We start from the raw sequence: 23,996 nt of genomic DNA on the forward strand, positions 1-23,996 counted from the left end.
AGCACAAAGTCCCACCGAGACTCAATCAAAGTATTGAAAACCAGATAAAACCGGGTTAGCTTAACATGGACTTTTATAACTTACATAAACATATAAATATAAATATAGATAAATTGATAAAATCAATATTTCCCGACATCAAAAATATAGTTTAACTGAAATTTTTCTAAACAAGAAAAATAGCAGGGGAAAAGATTTAACATCATTATTTTTATAAATTGATAATCTTAATATTAACTGAAAGTAAATACCTGATTTTATAGTTTATTTGTTAAAATTTTTAGTAGTGGTTCTCACCAAGTCCACAACTGAGCATGTATTTCCACCTACTGTATTCTCAACCATTTTTAAATGATTTCAACATAATGGAGTATCTTCATGAAAACTAACAAGCAGATGTCTTTAACCGGCCGTGTAATATCAGGGATGGTTATAGGCGTCTTGACAGGATTTATAATTCGCACATTTTTTTCCTATAACGAGTTTATTGATTCCTATATTGTAAATGGACTATTCGAAGTCGGGGGGCAAATCTTCGTTGCTAGTTTAAAAATGTTAGTTGTACCACTAGTATTTGTTTCACTCGTTTGTGGTACTAGTTCCTTAAAAGACATATCTACATTAGGAAGAATGGGAGGGAAAACCTTAGTTTTCTATGTAGCAACAACTGCTATCGCGATTACACTCGCACTTACAATGGGCGTATTGTTTGAACCGGGATCCGGTGCCGATCTCACAGCTGCTAGTTCATTTAAATCGGTAGAAGCGCCGTCTTTAGGCCAAGTGATCATCGACATGTTTCCAACTAACCCAATAAGCGCCATGGCTGAGGGTAATACACTGCAAGTTATCGTATTTGCAGTCCTGTTTGGCATAGCCATTAGCATTTCAGGCCAACCTGGCAAACAAATTGCTGAATTATTTTCCAACTTAAATGAAGTAATAATGAAGTTGGTTGCTTTACTGATGAATCTAGCGCCATATGGTGTATTTTTCTTGATGGCAAAACTGTTCAGTGGCTTGGGTATTGGCGCAATACTCAATCTTGCTGAATACTTTTTAGTTCTAGCCGGAACCTTAATTTTACATGGTCTTGTAACGTATGGCTTAATGTTAAAAGGCTTTACAGGTTTGAATCCTGTTTTGTTTCTGCGAAAAATGGAAGATGCGATCATGTTTGCTTTTTCGACAGCATCATCTAATGCCACTATTCCGGTAACAATGGAAACTGCAAAACACCGCATGGGCGTAGCAAACCGAGTATCTTCCTTTACAATACCTTTAGGTGCAACTGTAAATATGGACGGTACTGCAATAATGCAGGGCGTTGCTACTGCATTTATAGCTCAAGCGTTTAATATTGATTTAACAATGGGCGATTATCTAATGGTAATCATGACTGCTACACTAGCATCTATTGGTACAGCCGGCGTTCCTGGTGTTGGGTTGGTCATGTTAGCAATGGTATTAAATCAAGTAGGTTTACCTTTAGAAGGAATAGCGCTAATTATGGGCGTTGACCGCCTTCTGGATATGATTCGTACAGCGGTAAATATTACAGGCGACAGCGCAGTAACAATTATTGTCGCAAAATCTGAAGGAGCATTAGACGAAGCTCGTTTCAATGATCCAACGGCAGGTTTAACTGAACACCCAATACGAAATAACTCCTAAATCATTCCTCGTTCTATTTCCAAAAAAAAAGCCTGGTAATAATATCAGGCTTCTAAAAACTAAGTTTAAATTCAATCTATATAAACGAGTGCATCCTATAAAATAAAACATAACTTCAAACCAATGAAAAATTACATGTTTCATACATAATATAAAAGCCTCTAATATATAGAAGGTCGAGTTTGATATGAATAATAAAAAAAATAAAGCTTCGTGATCATAAAAGAGAAATTAGTATTTTCAGGACCAGAATAATTGTTGTATATTCTGGAATAATCTTTCTCACTTTAATCTTAATTGGGAATTTATACAGGCTCCAAGTGATAAATTTTGAACGTTATAAAGCATTAGCTGATGGTAACAGAATAAAATTACTTCCTATTGCTCCTACACGTGGATTAATATATGATCGAAACGGTTCTTTACTTGCCGAAAATAAGATCACATATACTTTGACATTGATTCCAGAGCAAACAGTTGATGTAGAATTGATGCTACAAAGGCTTAGCAAATTCATAGTCCTAGATACAAAAAAAATCAATAACTTCAAACACCGCTTAAACAACAAACGTTCCTTTGAATCGGTGACGCTCTTAGAAAACATGAATGAAACAGAGGTCGCGAAGTTTTCGGTTCGTAAATATCAATTTCCCGGTTTATCTATCGAAGCCAGAAAAAAACGCTTTTATCCTCATGGTGAAGTCCTTACTCATGTGTTAGGTTATGTGGGAAGGATTAACAATAACGAATTGATAAAACTGGATAAAAAAGGTGTAGTGGCTAACTATCAAGCAACTAAAGTGATTGGGAAACTTGGTGTCGAACTATATTATGAACATTTACTTCACGGTAAAAAAGGGTACAGAGAAGTAGAAGTCACGAGCCAAGGCCGCATCGTTAGAACAATTAAATACATACCGGCATTACCAGGTAAAGATATCGTTCTAAACATCGACTTGGAACTACAAAATTACTTATTTCATCAACTAGCTCCGCATACAGGTAGTGCCATCCTACTAGACTCAAAAGACAACAGCGTATTAGCGATGGCATCAGCTCCTAGCTATGACCCAAATCTTTTTGTCGATGGGATATCTAATAAAAACTACCAAAAATTATTAGATGACCCTGCCCGTCCATTGATTAACCGAGCTACATTAGGCGTTTACCCTCCAGCTTCAACAATAAAACCTTTTATGGCCATCGCTGGTTTGCAAGAACGTGTAATTTCTAACAACACGATTCGCGATAATCATGGTAAATGGAAAATCCCGGGATCTGCACCAAACTCGAAAGTGTGGCGAGACTGGAACAGGTGGGGGCACGGTCCAGTAAACGTTACCGAAGCTATAGAAGAATCAGTCAATTCATTCTTTTACCAAACAGCATTTGATTTAGGTATAGACCGAATATCTTCTTGGATGAAACGGTTTGGTTTTGGTGAACCGACAGGAATCGACCTTTATGAAGAAAGTACCGCTAACCTCCCGACTCGAGAATGGAAACTGGATCGTTATCGTATCCCATGGTATCAAGGAGACACTATTCCAGTAGGAATTGGTCAAGGTTACTGGACCTCCACTCCTCTTCAGCTTGCGAAAGCTACATCCATCTTGGTTAATCGTGGCCAGGTTACAGCTCCACATTTACTTAAAGCAACGTTAAACCATGGAGAAAGTTTTAGTACACAAAAGATAATTGTACAGGCACCGATAAGAGTCATGAAGGAAGTGTCAAATAAAGTTTGGGATATTCCACTTAACGCAATGCGTCTGGTAAACCATGGTAGCCGTGGTAGCGCTAGAAATGCTTTCAAGCATGTAGAATATATAAGTGGTGGTAAATCCGGAACTGCACAAGTCTTCAATCTTGCGAAAGGCCAGGTTTATAACTCTAAAAAACTTGCGAGGAGCTTACATGACCAAGCGCTATATACTGCATTTGCACCGTACGAGTACCCACAGTATATCGCAACGGTCGTAATTGAAAATGGTAATGGCGGCTCTAAAGTAGGTGCGCCTTACATAAGAAAGTTATTAGATTTCGCTTTCGACAATCAGAAGAATGACGTTCAATAGATAGTGATAGTGATAAGTTGTTAATCGTCTATAGCTGTAGAAATAACGAAAAGCTATTTACTATCTTTCAATATGTATCGATGTTACTTTCTCTTAGTACGAACGTTCCTCCACCGATAAGCAGGGTGGAACAACAAATATTTGAGCTTTTTGTACCGACAAGTGTAAATACCCCCTTAGCAGAAATCTGATTTTAGTAGTTAGGGGGCTACATGAATTAGGGCATTAGTTTTTATGACAAAAATAATAGCCCGTATTCAAGTCCTAAGTGCGACACTTCGCCATTTAAGCAGCCATGCAAATTTCTTTGAATATAACCGCAAGTTGCTTAAAACCCAAACACTTCTCCGGCCTATAGTTAATCCTCGCTATAGCAAACAAGATAACATCATCGCCAACTTCTCTTATGTTTTTCCCTTTCGGAACATACTGACAAAGGAGTCCATTTGTATTTTCATTGGATCCACGCTCCAATGAACCGCATAGATGAGCAAAGTTAAATTCAGCGTCTAATGCTGTTGCTATCTCTTTGTGGTTCGCAAACTCACTACCGTTATCGGCGGTCAGGCAAGAACCTATTCTTGTTATCATGCACATTATTATTCTTAAACACTCAACCGCGATAATGTAAATTCTGAAAATTAAAAATCTATCGAGTGAAACGTTATTGCCCATGTCAATCAAACAACTCTAGAAAAAACTCGACATACTTCGATTATTATAAACGATACAAATATACTTACACCTACTGCGGCAGAAGAAACATCTTTGATTCGACCTATTTTAATATTTTGATTTAATTCAACAAAGTCACATAGTGCTTCTATGGCGGTATTAAACATTTCTGATACTGGACTAATACGGTCGCAATGAATACCAAACTAAAATCTAACCATTGACTGAAATAGAAAAACCCTATCATCAATATGATAAAAAGTGCTAATTTGTAAGCGACGGAAAAATCCATAAGGACAGCAAGACACCTCTAAGTTCTCTCCTAATTTTTCGAATCGGTTTAAACCTAGAGCCCCCTTATCTAATCTCATATATTCCCTTAAATAAGTTAAATAGATAATAAACCAGCCACTAATTCAAATATTATTGTTTGATATCAATTAGTTCACCTATTTCGAATTTTTATTATGAAACCAATCATCAAACAGCTTCGGTTAGTCGTTGAGTAACCAGGTACTATACCCAATCAACTTGAAGATGCTGGCTTGAACACCTGAAAATTATCATTTATTCGAGACGTCAAAGAGCTTGCGATCTCTGGAAGAGTCACGGTGCAAAATTCTCGATTGCTTCTCTGAATTCCCGTTTAGTTTTTAAATAAACGTTGTTCCTTGAATATTCGTTCATCACCTTCCAAAGCCGCTCGATTGGATTTAGATTTGGACTATAAGGTGGAAGGTAGTGAAGCTTAATATTCAAGACAAAAGCAGCATTTCTGACTAAATCACTACGATGGTACCCCGCACCATCTAAGATAATGTGGAGCTTGTGTTCCAATGGATAACGTTCTCTAATTTGGCAGAAAAATCGAACGATGCTTTCACTGTTTATGGTCTCGTAATCATTAATAATAGTGCCGCCAATGTCGTTAAGATTCAAAGCACCAATGAGGTTGAGACGACTTCGACTTCCCGTTGTTTCAACGGCTTTATCATGCCCTGTTCGTATCCAACCATGTGATATTTTGGTTGCTTGAGTAGGATGGACGGCATCAATGAATAAAATCGATTCATCTTTACTACAGCTTGCTTTGAGCGCTTCATAAGCCTCAATAAAAGCTTTCTGTTTGGTTTCATCGAATTTATGAGGTACGCCTTTGGGCATCTTGTAGCTGAAACCATTTTGGTGAAGCCACTTGTTCATCCCTGCAACACTATATTGCACTCGATAAACTGTGAAAACATGAGCAACAATCTCACGCGTATGATGATAGATGTGCACGGTTAGGTGTGTGATTAAACTTTGGGTTTGCTGCTGAGATAGGTAGTTTTTTGAGCCACCGTTTTCAGGCTTGAGCTTGTTCGATAGCGAGTAATCTTTGAGATGCTGTCTAACCGTTGTTTCATGGATAAGTAGTGCATCGGCAATTTCTTCAGGACTCCACCCGTTACTGGCATGAATAACAGCTTTGATACGGTCGCGAACTCGATCATCACGAGTTGTATCATGTTGGTTAATCAGCGTAAGCTTTTGTTCATTGGATAGAGTTATTTTCATGTCACCTAGCATGATCCTCATTTTGGCTAAAATCAAGCATCTTCAATGATCACGGGTATAGATCTTATTAACTCGTACCCAAATTTTACTAATCTAGTTTACCTAAACCTTTTAATCCCATCTAATACGAGTGCGAACAGTGATAACGTAATCAACAAATAAGTTGGTATTTCTTGTACTGTAATAGCGTCACCAATCAATAACCCAACAACAAAAATAAAAGCAGGCTCAACGTAACCAAGCAACCCAAAGACAGAAACTGACAATTTAGAGTAAGCGTACAGATAGCAAAGCATAGGTATTACAGATACGATACCTAAGCCAGCATAATATGCATAATTACCGACAGAAAGAGATAAAGAAAAGTCTAATGGATAGAGCAAGAAAAAACCGAACAAAGCCAATGGCATAAGGAATAGGTGATCTACAGCCAATCCAATATCGGTAGCTAATGGTATTGTTTTTCGGTGCATAAAATAAGCTGGGTAACCCAAAGCTATCACTAGTACCACCCAAGAGATTCCGTCGGATAAAGCATACGTATAAAGCGTACCCGACAGTGCGAGATAACACGCTAGCTTTTGATAAAAAGACAACGTTTCTCGATATACCAATCGACCAATTAAAACCATTACGATTGGCATCGTAAAATAGCCTAATGCAAGAGACAAAGTCTCTCCATTCACAGGCGCCCAAACAAACAACCAGTATTGCGGTGCAACCAAAAGTGCTGAAACACAGTATTTGGGCCACATTTTCCACACCTTTAAAGCTTGCAGTAGTAGGTGAGTTCTTTTGGAGATAAATAATAATAAGCAGAGTAACATTGTACTCCACAGTATACGCTGCACTGCTAACCAATGGCTTTCCCCCCCTGTAATCTCACTTGGGGGCAGTGGTGGTTGAAACTGGACATATACAGGTATGAATGCAAACAAAAATGAACAAAGAATAGATGCTATAATACCTTTGGTTTCTGCTGGCAAGGTTTTAATGTGGCACTTTAATGAAAAATAGAAACACGTCATGATTAATATGGCCTTTTTTACGGCGCTGCGTTCAAGAAAATACTAGTTTTTTAATTTATTGTTTTATTGGATCGTTATCAATCGAACGAACTAAAACATTAAAAATAAGTGCCACTTAGAAAATCTAAATAGTCCACGCATGCCAATTCATCTTAATTAAATTAATAAATGAGTGACTGACTGATTCTCACCCATTAAATCTATAGGTATATAAACCATTCACGCAATGCATTGCAAATAAAAAACCAACCTGGCTTATATTTTTTAATACCTTATTTAAATTAGCAATTTTTATTAAAACCAGTTTAAAATATCAACACAGAGTTATAAGAAAAATTTTCATTACAAATTTGTCTAGATATTTTTTCGGTTACCACTTTCATTCTCACTCCCATAAAATCATTACTAGTACCCTTACTACCATTTATCTTTTATTTCAAAGAATTGTTTAAAGAGCAGGCATCATAGTTCAAATCTAACCGTCAATTAAGACCACATAGAAATAAACACACAGTCCCCGCAGGACTTAATCATTAATAACAAAGTCAGACAAGTACACCCAACCTAAGCACCTGTTTTATATTGATTTGTTATATTTTAAACTGAAGTACCCTGGTAGAGAAGTGGTACAAAAAAATTAGATAGTATTTTAATTTTACATAAAAACCGCCTTGCCAAATGGGAGGAAATATGACACATTCCTCAAAGAAAACGGTATATACCATTACAATTCAGCTCCCAATTTTATTACGTAGCGAGATGACTTAACATCATGAAAAATGTTTAAAAAATATCAAACAATAGAAATATCTTTTACATTATACAAAGTAATCAGAGCTCACAATAGATTATCTAGAACAGAAGTTACACTTCCAACTAACAAGAAAAAATGATTAATGATGACTGAAAAAGGTGACGCCTTAAAGTTGAATATTTTTCCTGGTTTTAACTTTAAATTAAGTGAATGATTTATAAAAAGACACTTTTATTTTTTAACTTAATTTTACTTTTAAAAAAACTTACAGTGGCGTTGCGCCTAATACCTATTTTTTAATTAATACACCCCTTCAGCTAGAGTTCACGCTATAAAACCATATATAACAAGGAGCAGAAAATGAAACTACAGCAACTTCGTTACATTAATGAAATAAAAAAAAATGGGTATAACATATCTCTTACATCACATCAGCTATATACGTCTCAGCCCGGTATCAGTAAACAAGTTTCACTTTTAGAGGATGAACTGGGCGTGAAAATTTTTGATCGACAAGGTAAACACTTATCTGGTCCTACAAATGTCGGTAAGGAAATCCTAAACGAAGCCATTAAAATCTTAGAGATTGAGGATAGAATCAAGGCTATTTCATCCGAAGTTACATCCCCAAAAAAAGGGAAACTCAATATCTTTACAACTAACGCCATTGCAAATTTCATACTACCTAAAAGCGTCCGTTACTTACTGACAAGCTACCCAAATGTGTCTCTGCACATGTCGACAATCGAACCAAGTCATCTTAATAATTCCTTGCCGGCTGGACCCGGTGATATTGCGATTGTGGCTCAGGATATTGAAGAGATGACAGGCCTAACGGTACTCCCAGTTTACAAGTGGTCATTGAGCTTAATTATCCCTTCTGAACATCCACTATCAAAGACACACACATTAACCCTTGAACAAATAGCAAAAGAAAAACTCATTAGCTATGAATTAAAATCAACAGGGCGAATCGCTATAGACAATACGTTTTCTCAACTAGGCCTAACCCCAGATTATATTGTCACAGCAATGGATGTAGAGGTAATAAAAGAATATGTCAGTAAAGGGGTCGGTATTGGTATCATAGCGTCAGTTGCTGCCCACTCAATAGATGATTCTTTTACCGTACGCTCATTAGAAGGATTTTTTCCCGATTGTTACGCATGGCTTTGTTTTGGTAAAAACGTGTATTTGCAGACATACATGTATGATTTTATCGAAAAGCTTGCACCACACCTCACAAAAGTAGTGATTGAACAAACCAAGCATATGACTAAGTCGGAAATAATAGATTGGTTTAAGACTGTCCCTCTACATACTTATAAGTAACAACCATTACCCTCTCAAGTCATTAAGAATGTGACACATAACCTCCAACTGTTTATTATATGCAAAAATTTGCACTACTATCTATTTTTTATGAGATATGTTCGTATTCAAGAAAATCTTAGATACGTTACTTCAACAACGTCTCATACGTTAAATTAGGAGCTCACCATGACTAAAGTTGCCATAATTACAGGATCTAGCCGCGGTATCGGGAAAAAAATTTCTCACTATTTCGCTCAGGAAGGATACTCTTTAATTTTAATGTCCTTGAATAAGCTGAATCTTGAACAGGCAAAAGTAGAAATAAACACACTCTTTCCATCGTGCAACGTAGAAGTAGTGCCTATCGATTTCAACGTCCCGTCCGAGGTAGAAGCAACAATCACATCAATCATCAAAAAAAATAAAAACATTGAGGTCATGGTCAATAGCGCTGGTATTTTGGCAGCAGGCAACACTAAACTACCTTTAGTCAAACTTTCTGAATTAATGAATGTAAACCTACTGTCTACCATCACTGCTTGTAATATCGTTGCAGAACAAATGAAAAAACAAAGGTTTGGAGAAATATATAACATCGGTTCCACTGCAGGTTTGACGCCAGTCCCCAAAATAGCCGCTTATGCAGCTTCAAAAGCGGCCATTGTCAGTTATAGCGAGTCGCTCTATCATGAGCTTCTCCCATTTGGTGTAAAAGTTTGTTGTTTATGCCCAAGTGTCGTAAACACAGACATGACTAACGATGGTCGAATTGATAATAAATTAAAAATTGAAACTCAAGATTTAACAAAAGCACTCGATTTTATTCGAAGCTTATCTTCTGCGGCAGCCGTAAGCACACTCTCCATACGCTGTCGTATCATAGACTTAGAGTAATAAAGAACGTTCAGAGAAACTCTAACACCTTTAATACCATACTTAACATCACTGTAGTGGTCTATAACGGCCATCGTTCGACTATAAAAAGTTAGAGTAACCTGGGAGGTCTACACCAATATTCCTAGACACTGAATTAAGTGATCACTAACGACTTAAACAACGACGTCTAAGGAAACTAGAATCCTTAAATTAAAAGGAGATGCAACAAAACTAGCAGAGAAAGTGAGAAGGGCTGTGGCAACAAGACAGCTTTATTTACATGAATATCAAATCGACGCTTGGTGAAAGAATTCGAAGGAAGACTCTAAACTAATCAGCAAGAGCGAGGAGCTAGCAGCAGATGCTGCCAAGCTCAAACGGCAGCTAATCGAATGGGCAGAAGAACTAGAAACTGGACAAAGAGCCACCACCATCCTCGAAAAACTCTAAAGTAAGGTATCGGTTAATGCGGGGGTCTCTCCTACTGGAGCAGATTAAAACCAATAGCTTCTAAATGACTGACCTATGAAATAGGCCAATCATCATACTTATATTTACTCATCACGTATTGATGATTACATGAAGTTAGACTGATAGTAACGAGTTACTCGACCACATATTTTTATTAAGCGGAAAAGCCACCGTCGATCATCAAATCAGCACCAGTGATGTAACCCGCTTCTGAGCTAGCGACGAATGCTACTAAGCTAGCAATCTCCTCCACTTGACCATAACGACCAAGTGCACCGATAGCTTTTACAGGCTCTGAAGTATCGCCATTGTCTGGGTTTAAGTCAGTATCGACCGGACCAGGTAAAATGTTGTTGACCGTAATACCTCTAGGGCCGAGATCGCGAGAGAGACCTTTGGCCAATCCGGTTAGTGCAGACTTGCTCATTCCATATATAGAACCGCCAGCAAAAGGAATACGCTGAGCATTAGTACTACTGATATTAATTATTCTGCCATGATTATTCATATGCTTCGAGGCTTCATGAATAGCTACAAATACACTTCGTACGTTAGTATTGATGGTCTTGTCCCAATCATCCATCGTCAAATTTTCTATATTATCCCAGATAAGCGTACCTGAATTGTTTACGACAACATCAATCTTACCAAGTTGCTTGATGGTTTCACTGATTGCATTTCTGATATCTTCCGGCTTCGTGCTATCCGCTTTTATCGCGATAACTTTACCACCTTTTGAAATTAAGCTATCAGCAAGGTCTTTTGCTTTACCCTGGGATGACACAAACGTAAAAGCAACAGACGCGCCCTCTAAAGCCAATCTCTCAACAATCGCAGCACCAATACCGCGACTGCCGCCTTGGATAAATGCAACCTTACCTTTAAATCTATTTAAGTTGTTCATTATGTTTGCCTTAATTAAAAGTAGTCAATGTGAATCATCTTTTTAATGTCTGCATCATAACCGATTAAATCTCAATTATTAAGTCCTTAAAGTTAAAATCAAAAAGTCCCTATAGGAACTAATTGTAAATACAAAGTCAGCTTATAGAAGTTTGTCACTTGGTTATCGTAGCGAAGTTAAGCAATTTTGCCCAAGTTACTAGAATTAACATCCAAGTTCGAGTCATTCGATTTATCGCTCACCTTTAATCGTCGCCCTACTGATTTTATCAGTAACGGGGTGCTCCTGTGACTCGAGCTAGCTACTTAGATAAGAGCATTAGGAAAGGAGCGATCATTTTTATCTAGATAAAAACGCCTTACATTCTACCTAAAATAAGAGTAAATCAGATATTTTAGGTGTCATTGTTTTTAGTTAGATCAACGATATTGAGGCCACTATCAAAGTTTGATAGTGGCCTCAATCATCATAAAACCTACATACTAGCTAACAATATTTACATTTGTCTTAGGTATCGCGCAGCAAGCTAGGGCCATTCCTTTCGCCTTATCACTGTCTTCAATTCCTGGGGCATCGGGCTGGTAAACCTCTCCTGATTTCACAGTGACTTTGCAGGCGCCGCAGAAACCAGCTCTGCAGTTATTCGAAATAGAAAGCCCTGCTGCTTCAGCTTGCTCCAGAACGGTGCGCTGGTTGCTTCCTTCAAACACGACACCATCAAGGTTGATTTGAACCCTTTTCTCGCTCCCGTCCGCCACTCTTGCAACGCCAAATGTCTCTTGATGGTACTGTTCTTCGGGCAGCCCACTCTCTATCATCAAGCGCTTTACACTCTCCATGAAACCACTAGGACCACATACAAAAACTTGACGTTTGTGAAACTCTGAAATTTGATTTAAATGAGTACGACTAAAATGCCCCTTTTCGCCTAGCCAATCAGTTGATGGCTCGCTAAGGGCTAGAGTCACAGTGACATTGGCGTGTTGTTTTTCTAGCATAAGGAGCTCTTCCATGAATGGAATATCCGCTTTCGTCAAACATTGATGATAAAACGCAATATCACGCGTGTCTCGTTGGTCTGTCAAATACCGAAGCATAGCGATCATGGGCGTCACACCGCTACCGGCAGAAAGCAGCAACAGCGGCTCATTCGATTCTTTAGTAATATGAAAAGTGCCTTTGGGTTGATCCGCAATAATGGTATGGCCAACTTGTAAGTGGTTGAACAACCAGTTGGAAACTTCACCACCATGGACTCGTTTCACTGAAATCGACAAACGTTCTGGCCGAGAGGGGCTAGATGACAGCGTATACATTCGTTTGGTCAGTTTGCCATTAATCATGAGCTCAATAGGAAGATGTTGCCCCGCTTTATACTCAGGCACCATGCCGCTTTTGGGCTCAAACCAAAATGTCTCGAAACTTCTTGCCACTGATTCTCTTTCAACGCAAATCAACTCTTGTTTTTTGGCATCGAGATCTTCATAAAACTCCTTGGATTTATACTCAAGTACTTCGATAGCATCATTGATGGAGACAACACCTTCGTTTTTCGCTACAAGGTTTTGCCCGAAAAATATTTTGCCTTGCTCGTTGGCTCTAAAGCGCGAAAAGGTCGTCAATGGCTCTTTACTGTTCCTAAACTCTCCATTTTCCAGATCAAGTGTCGTTAAAATGCACCGCTCACACGGCTCTACAATTTCAAATTCGACATCACCTATTTTGATACGCTTCCATGAGTCTTCGATAAAAGGTTCGTCTGATTGCACCACCAGGTTGGTACGAAACTGTTCCATGGTGTGAACTTCGCTGCTGCGTCTATTTAGCTCCGCTAATGAGCCAGAGCTAATAAGCAAAACAGGAAATCCGTCGGCAAAGCTCACATTATGACCAAGATTTTCTTTCACACGCTTAGATTGCTCGCCAGTAAACAGTAACTCAACTCGCTTCCCAATTACTTGGCTAAACCAGTCATTCGCTTCATCGGTTGTTGTGTAGGCTGAAAAGCTGTCCCTCCAAACACTGGCATCTGTCGCCTGCATTTTGAAGGTAGAGTAGTGTAATTTTAGTGCCGCCAGCCCAGGGTAAGAAAAAATGACACCGGTTGGCATTAGACTAGAACTCACCTTCACCATATTTGGATACTGGCGCGCCGTCACCATGGTTGGGTATTTAGCCGAGGCGGAGACATCATCACCAGTTAACGCCAACATAAAGCGACGATCAAAAACAAGGCCTTGCTTTTCGACCCATGAAGAAGAGAGAGAAAGCCCGCCAATGGATTTGACTGGATAGATATTAACTTGGGAAAGTACGGTAGGATTTACCACAATGTCACCCTTTATTATTGTGTTGACTTATTGAACCGAAAGGAACTGTTTTAACGACCTAACAAGGCAGATGGTTTATCTTGTCGCTACGAAGATTACCTCGCGGACTTAAGCATGAAGCGCATCGAAACCAACGCATTCAATACCATTTTTTCTTAGCCAGAGAGAAAACTCATCGCTGGTTAAAATCTTCCACTCTTCAACACGAGCATGAGCATAGCTAGAGATTTCCTCTAGCTCTTCAGTTAGCGTCCTTGCTGGGTGGCACATTAATTCAATCGTACTGTTAGGCATGCTGTCTTGATAAGCCAGCAATACTGCTTTGAGGTATTCAATATTGACACCTTCAGCATGAAAGCCCATATCAAACGCATCTGGGGTAGGAACCGACAGTAAACTTTGACCCTGTATAAAGCTATCAATACGCCTAACTGGAAGACCTATTTCATTCGCTGCCTGCGTGAAACCTATCTTAAGAGGACGGTAGGCACCAGCAAAATGGTGGCTATCGATATGATTAATATTAAATCCCGCGTCTAAAGCCGCTTGATATTGCGCCATACACTCTCTAAAGACTTCATCAGAAGACACATCAGATTTATTAAACAGGGCCTTTCTATCAAAAAAATGACCATTCTCGTCAACCAGTGTTGGAATTAATTTAGGGGACGATATTGATTTACCTGATGTCACTGTAAAATGCAGTCCAACTTCATGAATAAGACCACGCTGATAGAGTTGTGACGCGTGAGATACACCAGGTTGGTTCATCATTATGGTGGTCGATTTTACGGTCCCGGCGCGAAAACAATCAGCGATACCCAAGTTTACAGATTCCGTCAGACCGAAATCATCAGCGTTTAATATAAGTTTCATCGTATCTTGTCCAATTTATAAATAATCAATTCTTGTAACGTATCTATAAGACCCGACGTCTATTTTAAACATCTCACACAACAACTTTGCGTTTGTTGATTGAGTAAAATTTAACACTTCGCCCATGACCCATTACAAAAATTACTCTATAATAGCTAAAAGCTTCTGACAAACGAACAAAACTTCAATATAAATTAACTAGAGTAATGCATGAACTTAGTGACCAATCAACAACAACAGCTTTCTCTTCTTCATACTTTTAGCGTTGCAGCGCGCCACTTGAGTTTTACCCAAGCAGCAGAGGAGCTCTTTATTACTCAAAGCGGAGTCAGTCAGAGAATAAAAAAACTGGAAATACAGCTTCAATTCAATCTGTTTATTCGAAAGACCCGAAAGCTAGAGCTCACCCCAGAGGGGCAAAGAGTTCTGAGTGTTTTAAACTCATCATTTGAGTCCATATTTTCCACCCTCTCTGACATTCAAACCGGAGAGCTGACTGGTAGCTTACATATAGCCACATCACCTTATTTCGCCTCTGCTTGGCTGATCCCGAGACTCCCCTCACTTCGTCAGCAATACCCACACTTAAGCATCAAGCTGCAAACCAAACAAAACCAATCTGATTTTGAATTTGAGCCATACGATGTAGCTATTTTTTATAGTAAAGGAGAATACCCAAATCACTACAGTGAGCGTTTATTTTCTGGAAAGAGAACACCTGTGTGCAGTGCTGACTACGCCGAGGAGCATTGTCTTAACAATGGAATCAATACTCTATCAGACGTTAATTTTATCCATAGAGGGGATACAAGTGCGTGGCAGTATTGGTTAGATGAGATAAGTGTAGGCATCGACTGCGAAAAGCGATGTGATTTCTATAGTGATAACAGACTGGCGATGGAAGCAGCGGAATTATCACTCGGTGTGTTTCTTGCTCGATTAGAATTTGCGCTGCCTTTAATTCAAGCGGGTAAGTTAGTCGCGCCATTTCCACATATTGAATCAGGAAAAGGCTACGATTTGGTTTGCCCTAAAGGAATGGAAACCAGAGCGAAGTTCCAAGCGTTTTCTCGCTGGGTACATTCTGAGATAGACAACGGATAAAGAGTTCTCGTTATATTGCTACATAACCGAGTACAAATTATAAGCAGTTCAAATATAAAAATACCCTAGAGTGGCTCTAGGGTACGAATTAACAATGATAGGCAATCTACGACAGTAATCAAGACTGCATTGTCAACAAAACTTAGCTCTCGTTTTGTAAGTTATTTTTTGTTAAAAAAATCAATAACTAGATCTTCAACCTGGACTGGACACTCCTCCATCAACCAGTGACCACATGACTCCAACACATGACCTTGAACATCATTAGCATATTCTTTCATTTGATTAAATTGAGTCGCTCCTAAACTGCCTTGACCATTACCTGATATCGTCAGAATCGGCATTTTCAACAAGTTATTCTCTGATAGATTGTCATTTTGAATCACAGATTCAGGAAGTGCTCTGTAATACTCAAAAGCAGCGTTTAGAGTTTGAGGTTTTTTATAAGATTCCGCATACATACCGAACAGTTCATCTGAAAATGCATTCTTATTCTCTGCATGCTCAAGAATGAAGTGCTTAAAAAACTTATCTTCATTGCCTGATATAAGTGATTCAGCCAATTCGTTTTTCGCAGAGAAAAAGCTAAAGTGCCACGCGGTCGACTCTCCCTGAGGAGTATAAGCTGGGAACGTGTATATTAAGTCGCTTGGTACGATGGTCTCCAGTAGAGCGACCTTATCAATATCATTCTGATGTTGAGCTAGCATAGGATATGTGACCCAGCCACCAATATCATGAGCTATGACATTGAATTTATCATCCGGGCTAAAGGTCTTAGCTAAAGAATGGATATAAGGTGATACGTCCTGCCCTGTATAAGTGGAGTCTAGCGGCTCAGATAAACCAAGACCTGGAAGATCCATAGCAATAACTTGGTAATCTTCTGCTAATTTAGGCATTAACTGGTGCCATTCGTACCATGACTGAGCAAAGCCATGGACCATTACCAATAAAGGCCCTTCCCCTCCAATTACATAATGAAGCTTCACTCCGTTAACTTCTTTAAAGCTGCTTTCAAAACCAGAAGGAATTGGAAACTCACTGTCCGCTTGACTCTGCTCATTACCCGCAAAAGCCATTGAGGAAAGTAAAATGCCCGATGCGACTAAAAGTGTTTTCTTCCATTTTTTCATAAAGTTAAATCATCTCATAACGTGTTAAGTCGATATGCACTTAAAGTTAATGGCATACCGAAGCAGGGCGCAAAATGTGTCATGATGTTTCAGAGCAGTCAACAGGACATTTCTTAACAAATTAGAGTAACGCCTTCATTTCGCGCACTAATCCTCCCAACAGCCACCAAAGAAAAATTGAATATAAAAAACATTAAAAACAATAACTTAACTAGTTTCATTCTATTTCTGATTTGGCGACCGATACCTCTAAATAACACATTAAGTCCCAATTGGAATATCTATTAATAAACATTAAGACTTAATTGAATTCATTTTATCCGTTATTATGCTGTCCAAGTTGATAATTAAATTTAAACGACTACAGATATCTTTTGGTGAGATTTAAGGTTCCATGTGACAACGAATAAACCCAACTGCCGCTTCTGTCATAAGAGTGACAGTGTCATAAAGCATGGTTATGGCCCCAATGGCCATCAACGATTTCGCTGTCTTGCTTGCCGCCGTACCTTTCAAGTGAATTATTGTTACGAGGCCTGCAAACCAGGAATTCGAAATAGGATTATTGAAATGACCGCACAAAACCATGGAAAGCGAGAAACCAGTCGTCATTTACACGTTGCCTACAACACAGTTCTAAGCACATGTCATCGGGTAAGAAAAAAGTCTCCACCCTTTGATAATACGAATTCTGATACGTTGCCGAATTCAATCACATTGAAAACGGCATTTTTATTGGATAAAAAACAACATTTTTGTGCCACTTTTCCAACACTTGGACTTAGGGCTCTAACAACAACCAATATCGACGGTACGTAATTACCGCATATTAATAATTTGAGTTGAAACAATGAAAAAACAAAGCTTGTTTATCTTTGCTCTATCTTTAGCCGTTTTTGGCGTTATCACGACAGAGCTTGGTATTATTGGTCTCCTTCCACAAGTCATGAAAGACTTCAATATTGATGTACAAGAAGCTGGTCTATTAGTCAGTGTCTACGCTATTGTCGTCGCGGTGAGTGGCCCCTTTATTACGTTAATGATGTCTGGATGGAATAGAAAGCATGTTCTAGTCGGCATTTTGTCTCTATTCGTTGTCTCTAACCTTGTGTACGCTATGACGCAAGATTACACAACCATGATGATATTTCGCGTTCTACCGGCGTTAGTACATGCTGTATTCTTTTCTGTCGCTTTAGTGGTTGTCACATCAATGGTTCCAGTTGAAGAACAAAGCAACGCCGCTGCTAAAGTTTTTGGTGGAGTAGCCGTAGGATTAGTCTTTGGTATTCCGATTAGTGCTTTTCTTGCTGAAGAATATTCTCTCGCTTATGCCTTTTACTTTGGTTTAGCCGCTTGCGCCATTGCGTTAGTGAGTGTGATGTTCTTGATGGAAAGTGCTCCCGTTAAGGAAAAAATGTCATTCGGCTCTCAAGTAACTATCTTACGCAGCAAATCAATGTGGTTGTCATTATTCACCGTTATATTCATCTTTGCAGCGATGTTTTCTTCGTACAGTTTTATTACTCAATACTTAAGTACTGTAACGAATATGAACGGTACGTGGATTAGTGCAATGCTGATGGTGTTTGGTATCTTTGGTATCTTTGGAAACTTCATTTTTGGTAAGCTACTCAGTAAAAATATTCTTAAAACAGTGATGCTGTACCCTATAATATTCGGTCTTACCTTCATAATTGTTTACTTCATGGGGTTCTCATTCTACTTTATGATCGGCATGGTCGCGTTTTGGGGTGCAGTGCATTCTGCAGGATTGATCGTGAGCCAGACATGGATAATGGAAAATGCAGGTGATTCAAAAGTATTTGCAAATAGCCTCTTTGTGTCTTTTTCTAACTTAGGAATTACTCTTGGCTCAGTTATCGCGGGATGGTTTATCTCTCAATTCGGCGTAGAAAATCTATTTTTATCAAGCTTAGTCTTTACGATGTTAGCATTAGTTAGCATCTTACTTAACCAGAAGAAAAGTTCAGATCTCAAACTTTCAAAAGTGAATTAGTCTATGAAAATGCGGCTTTCGTGACTAGAGCCTTAATCACGAAAGCCTGCATTATTTTTGAGTTTCCATCCCCCAAACAGCTGTTCAGATCGTAGGGGCTTGTTTATTTCTCCTGAATTACGTACAAAGCCCTTTCAAGATCCTATCTTCACCACCGTTTATGTTTTTTCATCTGTGACATAACGTTTGAAAGCCTAACTAATTGATGTTAAACATGCGGCTTAAAAAATAACAACAAAGATCCTTCAATGGATCTGCTCTTTTGCCTACTGGCTAGGACCTCTATGACAGAAAACACTCAACACCTTCAACGCTCCTCGATTGAGTTACACGAGTTTACACGTACCGACATCTGGAGCGGCTTCACCCAACTTTTGCCTCTCTCTATGTTTGTGATCGTATTTGGTTTCGCATTCGGTGTCGCTGCAGTACAAACTGGACTGAATTCTTTTCCAACTATGTTAATGAGCACACTTGTTTTTGCAGGTGCTTCACAGTTTGCTACGTTGGATATGTGGGGAGCAGAAGTCCCCCTTATTCCAGTTCTTATTACCGTATTTGCGATCAATGCTCGCCACCTTTTGATGGGGGCCACGCTATATCCTTAGTTACGTCAACTCCCCCCGACAAAACGATATGGTGTGATGTTGATAGCTTCGGACGCAAACTGGGCAATGGCACTCCATGCCTTTGGAAGGAAGGAACCCGGTTTTGGATTGCTCGTTGGCGGTGGTTTAGCACTTTGGTTATTTTGGATCATCGGCACTTGGGTTGGCATTTACTTTGGCAGCGTAATCCAAGATCCAGTGGGGCTTGGGCTCGATATGGTTATGGGCTGCTTTTTACTTTCCATGGTCGTCGTTGGGCCTAAAAACTCAAGAATCTTTATTATTTGGGCCACAGCAGCGGCATCTTCAATATTGGCATATTGGTATTTACCTGAAAACAGCCATGTTGTTGTTGGTGCTATTTCTGGTGGGGTGTTGGGTGCTTGTTGGAAGGAGAAGAAATCATGAGTATTGAAACAAATGTTGGTGGTACTTTATTGATAATCATTGCAATGGCATTGGTCACATTAGCTACACGCTGGGGTGGTGTATATGTCATGTCATTTGTTCCAATTAGCGAGCGTGTTCAACGTTTTATTACAGCGATGTCAGGTTCTGTATTAGTCGCCCTTCTCACACCTCTTGCCGTAGAAGGTGACAACGGAGCTAGAGCTGCACTCTTTTCTACAGCTGTCGTCATGTTCGTCATCAAAAAACCTCTACCAGCAATCGCAGCAGGAATCATTGCCGCGGCGGCAGTACGATCTTTGTAGCCATTACCACTACTACGAAACTCCCCAAATAGCTAAACCACATCTGCGCCTTGGTCACATCTTTCGATGCTATCAAGGCTTACCCAATACCTGAAAGTGACGGATATAAACCAAGTGATCTGCACCAGTCTGACTGGTGCAGATCAGTATGACGGTTGTTCATTATTGTTACAACCCAATAGAGATAGAGTGGTCAAAGAAATAAAAATAATTTTGTTAAAAAAGCTCATAATCTAATCGCCTATACATAACAATTCCATTACAGTAGCGACATGATACTTGTCTGAAACTTCTCGAGCAAGTGAGTCTACCCCTGCTTTTCCAGTTGGTTATTACAATCCACATCACCCACATCAATATAACAATGGATTTACACAGAATTAGTCAAGTCTATAACCCCATCGGCCACTGCAATACGTATACCCAAACTAGTAGTAAGGTCGTCCACACCAACAAAAACGCCAAGCTAAAAGGCAACATTAATGACATCAGGGTACCTAATTTAGCCTCCTTATCGTAATCTTGTGCGGCCGCTAAAATTAACCCGAGATAGCCAAACAGTGGGCTAATAATGTTGGTGACTGAGTCTCCAATCCGAAACGCCGCCTGTGTCACTTCTAGTGGAATGCCGACATAGAACAATGAAGGGATCAATACGGGCGCTATCATGCTCCATTGAACAATCGGAGATCCCATAAAGATATTCAGAAAGGCACACAAAATAACGACCAATAAGAGAATTATTGCTGGATGTAGTTGTACCTCTGTCACTAAGCTACTCATCGACATGGCTAATACACCCGACAACTGGCTGAGCTTGAAGAGGTAGATCATCTGCGACGCAACAAAGATGATCAGTAAAAACACTCCAAGTTGGCTCATGCTTTTTTGACAAGCATTCAGCAGATCGCGCTCGCACTTGAAGCTTCCAGAGAGGTAGCCATAGGCTAATCCACTTAAACCAAATGTAACGGCAATAATAATAGGTAGTCCACGCATCACTTCGCTGCGTCCTAAAGGTTGGCCTTCGTATGGGGCTAGCCAGCCGTTGGGTAGGACGGTTGAAAGTACAACAAACACGGCAACCATGACGAATACAACGGCTGCGGCCCACATGGCTTTGTCATTATTGGCAGCTTTGTTGTTATCGAAATCATAGCTGTCAGTGAACCTTTGTTCAGGCGTAGCATAATGGCATGCGAATCGACTTTGACGCTTTTCAACGATATTAATCGAAACAAACGAGCCTACTAAAACGAGAGCGAATACGCTGGCACTCATAAAAAAATAGTTAGCCAGAGGGCTGACGATAATAGTCGGATCAATCAGTTGAGCAGCAGAGGTCGTGATGCCTGCAATCACAACGTCATAAGTGGTTAAGAATACGGTGGCGTGAGTTCCCCCTGCTACCCCCGCAAATGCGGTGGCAAGCCCAGCAAGCGGCGGGCGATTGGCGGCTTGGTATGCTCGACAAGCCAAGGGGATGAGTACAATATAGCCTACAGAACCGACGACATTCGATAAAATGCCCAAGATCATGATGCTTACTGTCAGCTGCCACTTGCCGGTTTTACTGACTAACCGCTGAACGGAGTAACTGATGAGGCCAGAAGAGTCCGCCAAGCCAATTCCAATGGTGGCAATAATGACGACGCCTAATGGTGGGAAGCTGATGAACTCTTTGACGCTGCCACCGAGCCAAGTTCTTACCGCCTCTAAAGACAACAGGTTGTTGACGTGTTCAATGTTTCCACCGGGCAGTGTGTAAGAGACTTGGGCGTTGGACGTGAAGAATGAGGTTACTATGATTATCAACGACAACCATAGAAACAAGAAGACAGGATGGGGAAGTTTATTTCCCCATCGCTCTAACTTATCAAAAAATGTATTTGGCATCAGGTTAGAAAGCGTAATTCAAGCCAGCGTAATACGTTCGGCCTTGAATGACTTCGGTATAAGTCTCAGGGCTTGATACATCTTCATCCATCACGTTGTTGACACCGAGTTTCAGTTCCAGTTCCTCCATTAGGGTATGACGCATGCCAATATCAAAGGTTGTGTATGGGTCAGAGACATCATTGTTACCGAGCTCACCACGTACTTCACTGCGGTAATGGGCTCTTGCAAACAGATCGGTATCGTAAGTGACATACCAATTGGCTTTTACTGAAGCTTCATGTTCAGAGGTGCCGACAAGGCGTTCGCCGCTTGTGTCGTCTGTCGCATCAAGGTAAGTATATGAAGCGTCAAATCCAACGTGCTTGAACTGGTGTTCGGCATACAACTCTAAGCCTTTGAGCGTCGCTTTATCCACATTGATAAACGTATAGTAGCCGTCGCTCCCATTGGAGCTTTCAACTTGCTGAATAATGTCGTCAACGCGGTTATAGAATACGGTGGCGTTAGCAGAGGTGGCTTCGTTGGCATAGTAGGCGCCAATTTCACTGAAGGTGCCGGTTTCTGCTTTGAGATCTTGGTTGCCATAGACGTTACAAGCCGCGGGTCTATCAGGGCAAGCTGGGCCGCTGGCTGGCGCGGTATAAGACGGTGAGATCTGTGCCATGGTCGGTGCTTTGAATGCGGTTCCAGCGCCGGCTTTTAAGCTCCAGTTGTCGGTTAAACCTTGTGTGATGTATCCACGATAAGTAAATTCACTGTCAAACAGGGAGTCATGATCAAAACGTCCACCGAGTGTCAGTATGGTCGAATCGGCAACGGCTAAGTTGGTTTCAAGATAAACAGCAGTACTGGTTCTATCGGTAGAGCCTCCTGTAATGCCGACGTTTTCGATTTCGGCATTGCGAGCCTCGGCTCCCACTGTCATTGTATGATCATCGACAAAGAAAACGGCTTGTACATCACCGCCATAGTTTTGTTCGGTGATGTCTGAACTTGGGGTGTCGTATTTAACATCAAAGTCACTGTAGTAGAGGTGGGCATCGACACTCACAAGATACGATTGGTAATCATACCCTAACGTGTAACTTTGGAGTTGACGCTCTTGTTCATACGAGCGGCCACGATACATTGCCGTCCCCGATTGATCCTCATTCGACAGTTGGACTTCCAAGTCAATCGTGTGTTGGTCGTTCAGCGCATAATCAAAAGAGTTCACTAAATTGTAATTTTCTTGCGCACGACGTTTAGTGAAGCTCGACTGTTCGGAATAAAAAGATTCGTCGGTGTCTAAATAGTTACCATATACGGTATAACCCAAAGCATCGGTAATAGGGGTTGAAAAATACAGACCATAAATTTGTCCACTACCACCCTTGTCACCTTGGTTGTATTGCCCTTCAACGCTTATCGCACCCTCTGCGGTACCACTGTGCTGACGAGTGATGACATTGACCACACCGCCCATGGTATCGGCACCATATAGAGTGGACATTGGGCCACGAATCACTTCGATATTATCGATAGCAATACTTGGCGTTAGGCTCAATGCATTGTCGCTACCACGCCATAATGCTTCTCGGGTATAAGATCGACGGCTGTTCAATAACACTTGCGTGTAGTCACTATTTAAACCACGAATTCGCACACCACGAGAGCCATTTGCTTGGGTCGACACGCTAACGCCTGGTGCGTCAATAAGCAGATCGCCTACGTCCCCTGTCATCTGATATTTACTCTGCTCTTGAACGTCTATCACGGTCAAGGTTGCAGGGGCTTCTAGTAGACTTGTGTTTTGGCCAGCGTTTGCGGTGACAACCACGGTTTCATCAATTGCCGATTCCGCCATAACAAAAGAAACGGGTATAAAGGTCAGGCTAAACAGACACGGTACAGCATGACTTGATTTGAGTTTTAACATGTAATGACTTCATGGTTTTTAAATGAGGACTGGCCTAGAATATAATGAAAATAAATCTCAT

At 40.2% G+C, this 23,996-nt stretch carries 17 protein-coding genes and 2 pseudogenes; 9 read left to right on the forward strand and 10 right to left on the reverse strand.

What is annotated here, in order from left to right:
- The first annotated feature begins 378 nt into the window (after positions 1 to 378).
- Both AB4323_RS23435 and mrdA read left to right on the forward strand, forming a co-directional pair.
- Positions 379 to 1,674, forward strand: a complete 1,296-nt coding sequence (locus tag AB4323_RS23435; protein WP_086714200.1) for a dicarboxylate/amino acid:cation symporter — start codon at positions 379 to 381, stop codon at positions 1,672 to 1,674.
- Positions 1,675 to 1,865: 191 nt separating this feature from the next.
- Entirely contained in the window at positions 1,866 to 3,752 is a 1,887-nt protein-coding gene (gene mrdA, locus AB4323_RS23440; RefSeq protein WP_102333503.1) for a penicillin-binding protein 2, read from the forward strand.
- A 285-nt stretch (positions 3,753 to 4,037) separates the two neighbouring features.
- On the opposite strand, the gene AB4323_RS23445 is transcribed toward mrdA, so the two are convergent.
- The 4 genes and pseudogenes from AB4323_RS23445 to rarD all read right to left on the reverse strand — a co-directional run bounded on the left by AB4323_RS23445 (position 4,038) and on the right by rarD (position 7,012).
- On the reverse strand, positions 4,038 to 4,427 hold the full coding sequence (locus AB4323_RS23445; protein ID WP_267868993.1) for an IS30 family transposase: 390 nt from the start codon (positions 4,425 to 4,427) through the stop codon (positions 4,038 to 4,040).
- Between the two features lie 5 nt (positions 4,428 to 4,432).
- Complete coding sequence (locus AB4323_RS23450) at positions 4,433 to 4,594, reverse strand: diacylglycerol kinase (RefSeq protein ID WP_102333505.1); 162 nt, start codon at positions 4,592 to 4,594, stop codon at positions 4,433 to 4,435.
- 359 nt (positions 4,595 to 4,953) lie between these two features.
- Positions 4,954 to 5,984 (reverse strand): annotated as a pseudogene (locus AB4323_RS23455) (IS630 family transposase).
- A 98-nt stretch (positions 5,985 to 6,082) separates the two neighbouring features.
- Positions 6,083 to 7,012, reverse strand: a complete 930-nt coding sequence (gene rarD / locus AB4323_RS23460; protein WP_086714197.1) for an EamA family transporter RarD — start codon at positions 7,010 to 7,012, stop codon at positions 6,083 to 6,085.
- 1,114 nt (positions 7,013 to 8,126) lie between these two features.
- On the opposite strand from rarD, the gene AB4323_RS23465 reads away from it, so the two are divergent.
- Together AB4323_RS23465 and AB4323_RS23470 are read left to right on the forward strand one after the other, a co-directional pair.
- Positions 8,127 to 9,098: a LysR substrate-binding domain-containing protein gene (locus tag AB4323_RS23465; RefSeq protein WP_086714196.1), complete on the forward strand. Its 972-nt coding sequence runs from the start codon at positions 8,127 to 8,129 to the stop codon at positions 9,096 to 9,098.
- A gap of 168 nt (positions 9,099 to 9,266) precedes the next feature.
- Positions 9,267 to 9,974, forward strand: a complete 708-nt coding sequence (locus tag AB4323_RS23470; protein WP_086714195.1) for an SDR family oxidoreductase — start codon at positions 9,267 to 9,269, stop codon at positions 9,972 to 9,974.
- 607 nt (positions 9,975 to 10,581) lie between these two features.
- Here the strand turns inward: AB4323_RS23470 and AB4323_RS23475 are convergent.
- The 3 genes from AB4323_RS23475 to AB4323_RS23485 all read right to left on the reverse strand — a co-directional run bounded on the left by AB4323_RS23475 (position 10,582) and on the right by AB4323_RS23485 (position 14,537).
- Positions 10,582 to 11,331 (reverse strand): 3-oxoacyl-ACP reductase family protein, encoded by a 750-nt coding sequence (locus tag AB4323_RS23475; protein WP_086714194.1) that lies wholly within the window; start codon positions 11,329 to 11,331, stop codon positions 10,582 to 10,584.
- 482 nt (positions 11,332 to 11,813) lie between these two features.
- A complete protein-coding gene (locus AB4323_RS23480; protein WP_102333506.1) occupies positions 11,814 to 13,661 on the reverse strand; it encodes a hybrid-cluster NAD(P)-dependent oxidoreductase in 1,848 nt (615 codons plus the stop codon).
- 108 nt (positions 13,662 to 13,769) lie between these two features.
- Positions 13,770 to 14,537, reverse strand: a complete 768-nt coding sequence (locus tag AB4323_RS23485) for a carbohydrate deacetylase (protein WP_086714192.1) — start codon at positions 14,535 to 14,537, stop codon at positions 13,770 to 13,772.
- A gap of 210 nt (positions 14,538 to 14,747) precedes the next feature.
- Between AB4323_RS23485 and AB4323_RS23490 the strand changes: the two genes are divergently transcribed.
- A complete protein-coding gene (locus AB4323_RS23490; protein ID WP_086714191.1) occupies positions 14,748 to 15,641 on the forward strand; it encodes a LysR substrate-binding domain-containing protein in 894 nt (297 codons plus the stop codon).
- Between the two features lie 161 nt (positions 15,642 to 15,802).
- Here the strand turns inward: AB4323_RS23490 and AB4323_RS23495 are convergent, their stop codons facing one another.
- Positions 15,803 to 16,777, reverse strand: a complete 975-nt coding sequence (locus AB4323_RS23495; protein WP_086714190.1) for an alpha/beta fold hydrolase — start codon at positions 16,775 to 16,777, stop codon at positions 15,803 to 15,805.
- 396 nt (positions 16,778 to 17,173) lie between these two features.
- On the opposite strand from AB4323_RS23495, the gene AB4323_RS23500 reads away from it, so the two are divergent.
- From AB4323_RS23500 to AB4323_RS23515, 4 genes and pseudogenes are all read left to right on the forward strand, one after another.
- On the forward strand, positions 17,174 to 17,596 hold the full coding sequence (locus AB4323_RS23500) for an IS1-like element transposase (protein ID WP_086714189.1): 423 nt from the start codon (positions 17,174 to 17,176) through the stop codon (positions 17,594 to 17,596).
- Between the two features lie 31 nt (positions 17,597 to 17,627).
- A complete protein-coding gene (locus AB4323_RS23505) occupies positions 17,628 to 18,797 on the forward strand; it encodes an MFS transporter (protein WP_086714188.1) in 1,170 nt (389 codons plus the stop codon).
- A gap of 284 nt (positions 18,798 to 19,081) precedes the next feature.
- Positions 19,082 to 19,813 (forward strand): annotated as a pseudogene (locus tag AB4323_RS23510) (AzlC family ABC transporter permease).
- Complete coding sequence (locus AB4323_RS23515) at positions 19,810 to 20,118, forward strand: AzlD family protein (protein WP_086714187.1); 309 nt, start codon at positions 19,810 to 19,812, stop codon at positions 20,116 to 20,118. Before AB4323_RS23510 ends, AB4323_RS23515 begins: the two are co-directional and overlap by 4 nt.
- Positions 20,119 to 20,508: 390 nt before the next feature.
- On the opposite strand, the gene AB4323_RS23520 is transcribed toward AB4323_RS23515, so the two are convergent.
- A complete protein-coding gene (locus tag AB4323_RS23520) occupies positions 20,509 to 22,014 on the reverse strand; it encodes an AbgT family transporter (protein WP_102465043.1) in 1,506 nt (501 codons plus the stop codon).
- 4 nt (positions 22,015 to 22,018) lie between these two features.
- Positions 22,019 to 23,935, reverse strand: coding sequence for a TonB-dependent siderophore receptor (locus AB4323_RS23525; RefSeq protein WP_229647825.1), 1,917 nt, complete (start codon positions 23,933 to 23,935; stop codon positions 22,019 to 22,021).
- Positions 23,936 to 23,996: the final 61 nt, after the last annotated feature.

This window comes from Vibrio sp. 10N.261.52.C11, assembly GCF_041471405.1.
In the GTDB taxonomy this organism is placed as follows: Bacteria; Pseudomonadota; Gammaproteobacteria; order Enterobacterales; family Vibrionaceae; genus Vibrio; species Vibrio crassostreae_C.

Bases quoted from the DNA above. Each gene is read 5' to 3' on its own strand.
- AB4323_RS23465 (WP_086714196.1), top strand. From the start codon at position 8,127: ATGAAACTACAGCAACTTCGTTACATTAATGAAATAAAAAAAAATGGG.
- AB4323_RS23435 (WP_086714200.1), top strand. From the start codon at position 379: ATGAAAACTAACAAGCAGATGTCTTTAACCGGCCGTGTAATATCAGGG.
- AB4323_RS23495 (WP_086714190.1), bottom strand. From the start codon at position 16,777: ATGAAAAAATGGAAGAAAACACTTTTAGTCGCATCGGGCATTTTACTT.
- AB4323_RS23445 (WP_267868993.1), bottom strand. From the start codon at position 4,427: ATGGGCAATAACGTTTCACTCGATAGATTTTTAATTTTCAGAATTTAC.
- AB4323_RS23450 (WP_102333505.1), bottom strand. From the start codon at position 4,594: ATGTTTAATACCGCCATAGAAGCACTATGTGACTTTGTTGAATTAAAT.
- AB4323_RS23475 (WP_086714194.1), bottom strand. From the start codon at position 11,331: ATGAACAACTTAAATAGATTTAAAGGTAAGGTTGCATTTATCCAAGGC.
- rarD (WP_086714197.1), bottom strand. From the start codon at position 7,012: ATGACGTGTTTCTATTTTTCATTAAAGTGCCACATTAAAACCTTGCCA.
- AB4323_RS23485 (WP_086714192.1), bottom strand. From the start codon at position 14,537: ATGAAACTTATATTAAACGCTGATGATTTCGGTCTGACGGAATCTGTA.
- AB4323_RS23525 (WP_229647825.1), bottom strand. From the start codon at position 23,935: ATGTTAAAACTCAAATCAAGTCATGCTGTACCGTGTCTGTTTAGCCTG.
- AB4323_RS23505 (WP_086714188.1), top strand. From the start codon at position 17,628: ATGAAAAAACAAAGCTTGTTTATCTTTGCTCTATCTTTAGCCGTTTTT.
- AB4323_RS23490 (WP_086714191.1), top strand. From the start codon at position 14,748: ATGAACTTAGTGACCAATCAACAACAACAGCTTTCTCTTCTTCATACT.
- AB4323_RS23520 (WP_102465043.1), bottom strand. From the start codon at position 22,014: ATGCCAAATACATTTTTTGATAAGTTAGAGCGATGGGGAAATAAACTT.
- AB4323_RS23470 (WP_086714195.1), top strand. From the start codon at position 9,267: ATGACTAAAGTTGCCATAATTACAGGATCTAGCCGCGGTATCGGGAAA.
- AB4323_RS23515 (WP_086714187.1), top strand. From the start codon at position 19,810: ATGAGTATTGAAACAAATGTTGGTGGTACTTTATTGATAATCATTGCA.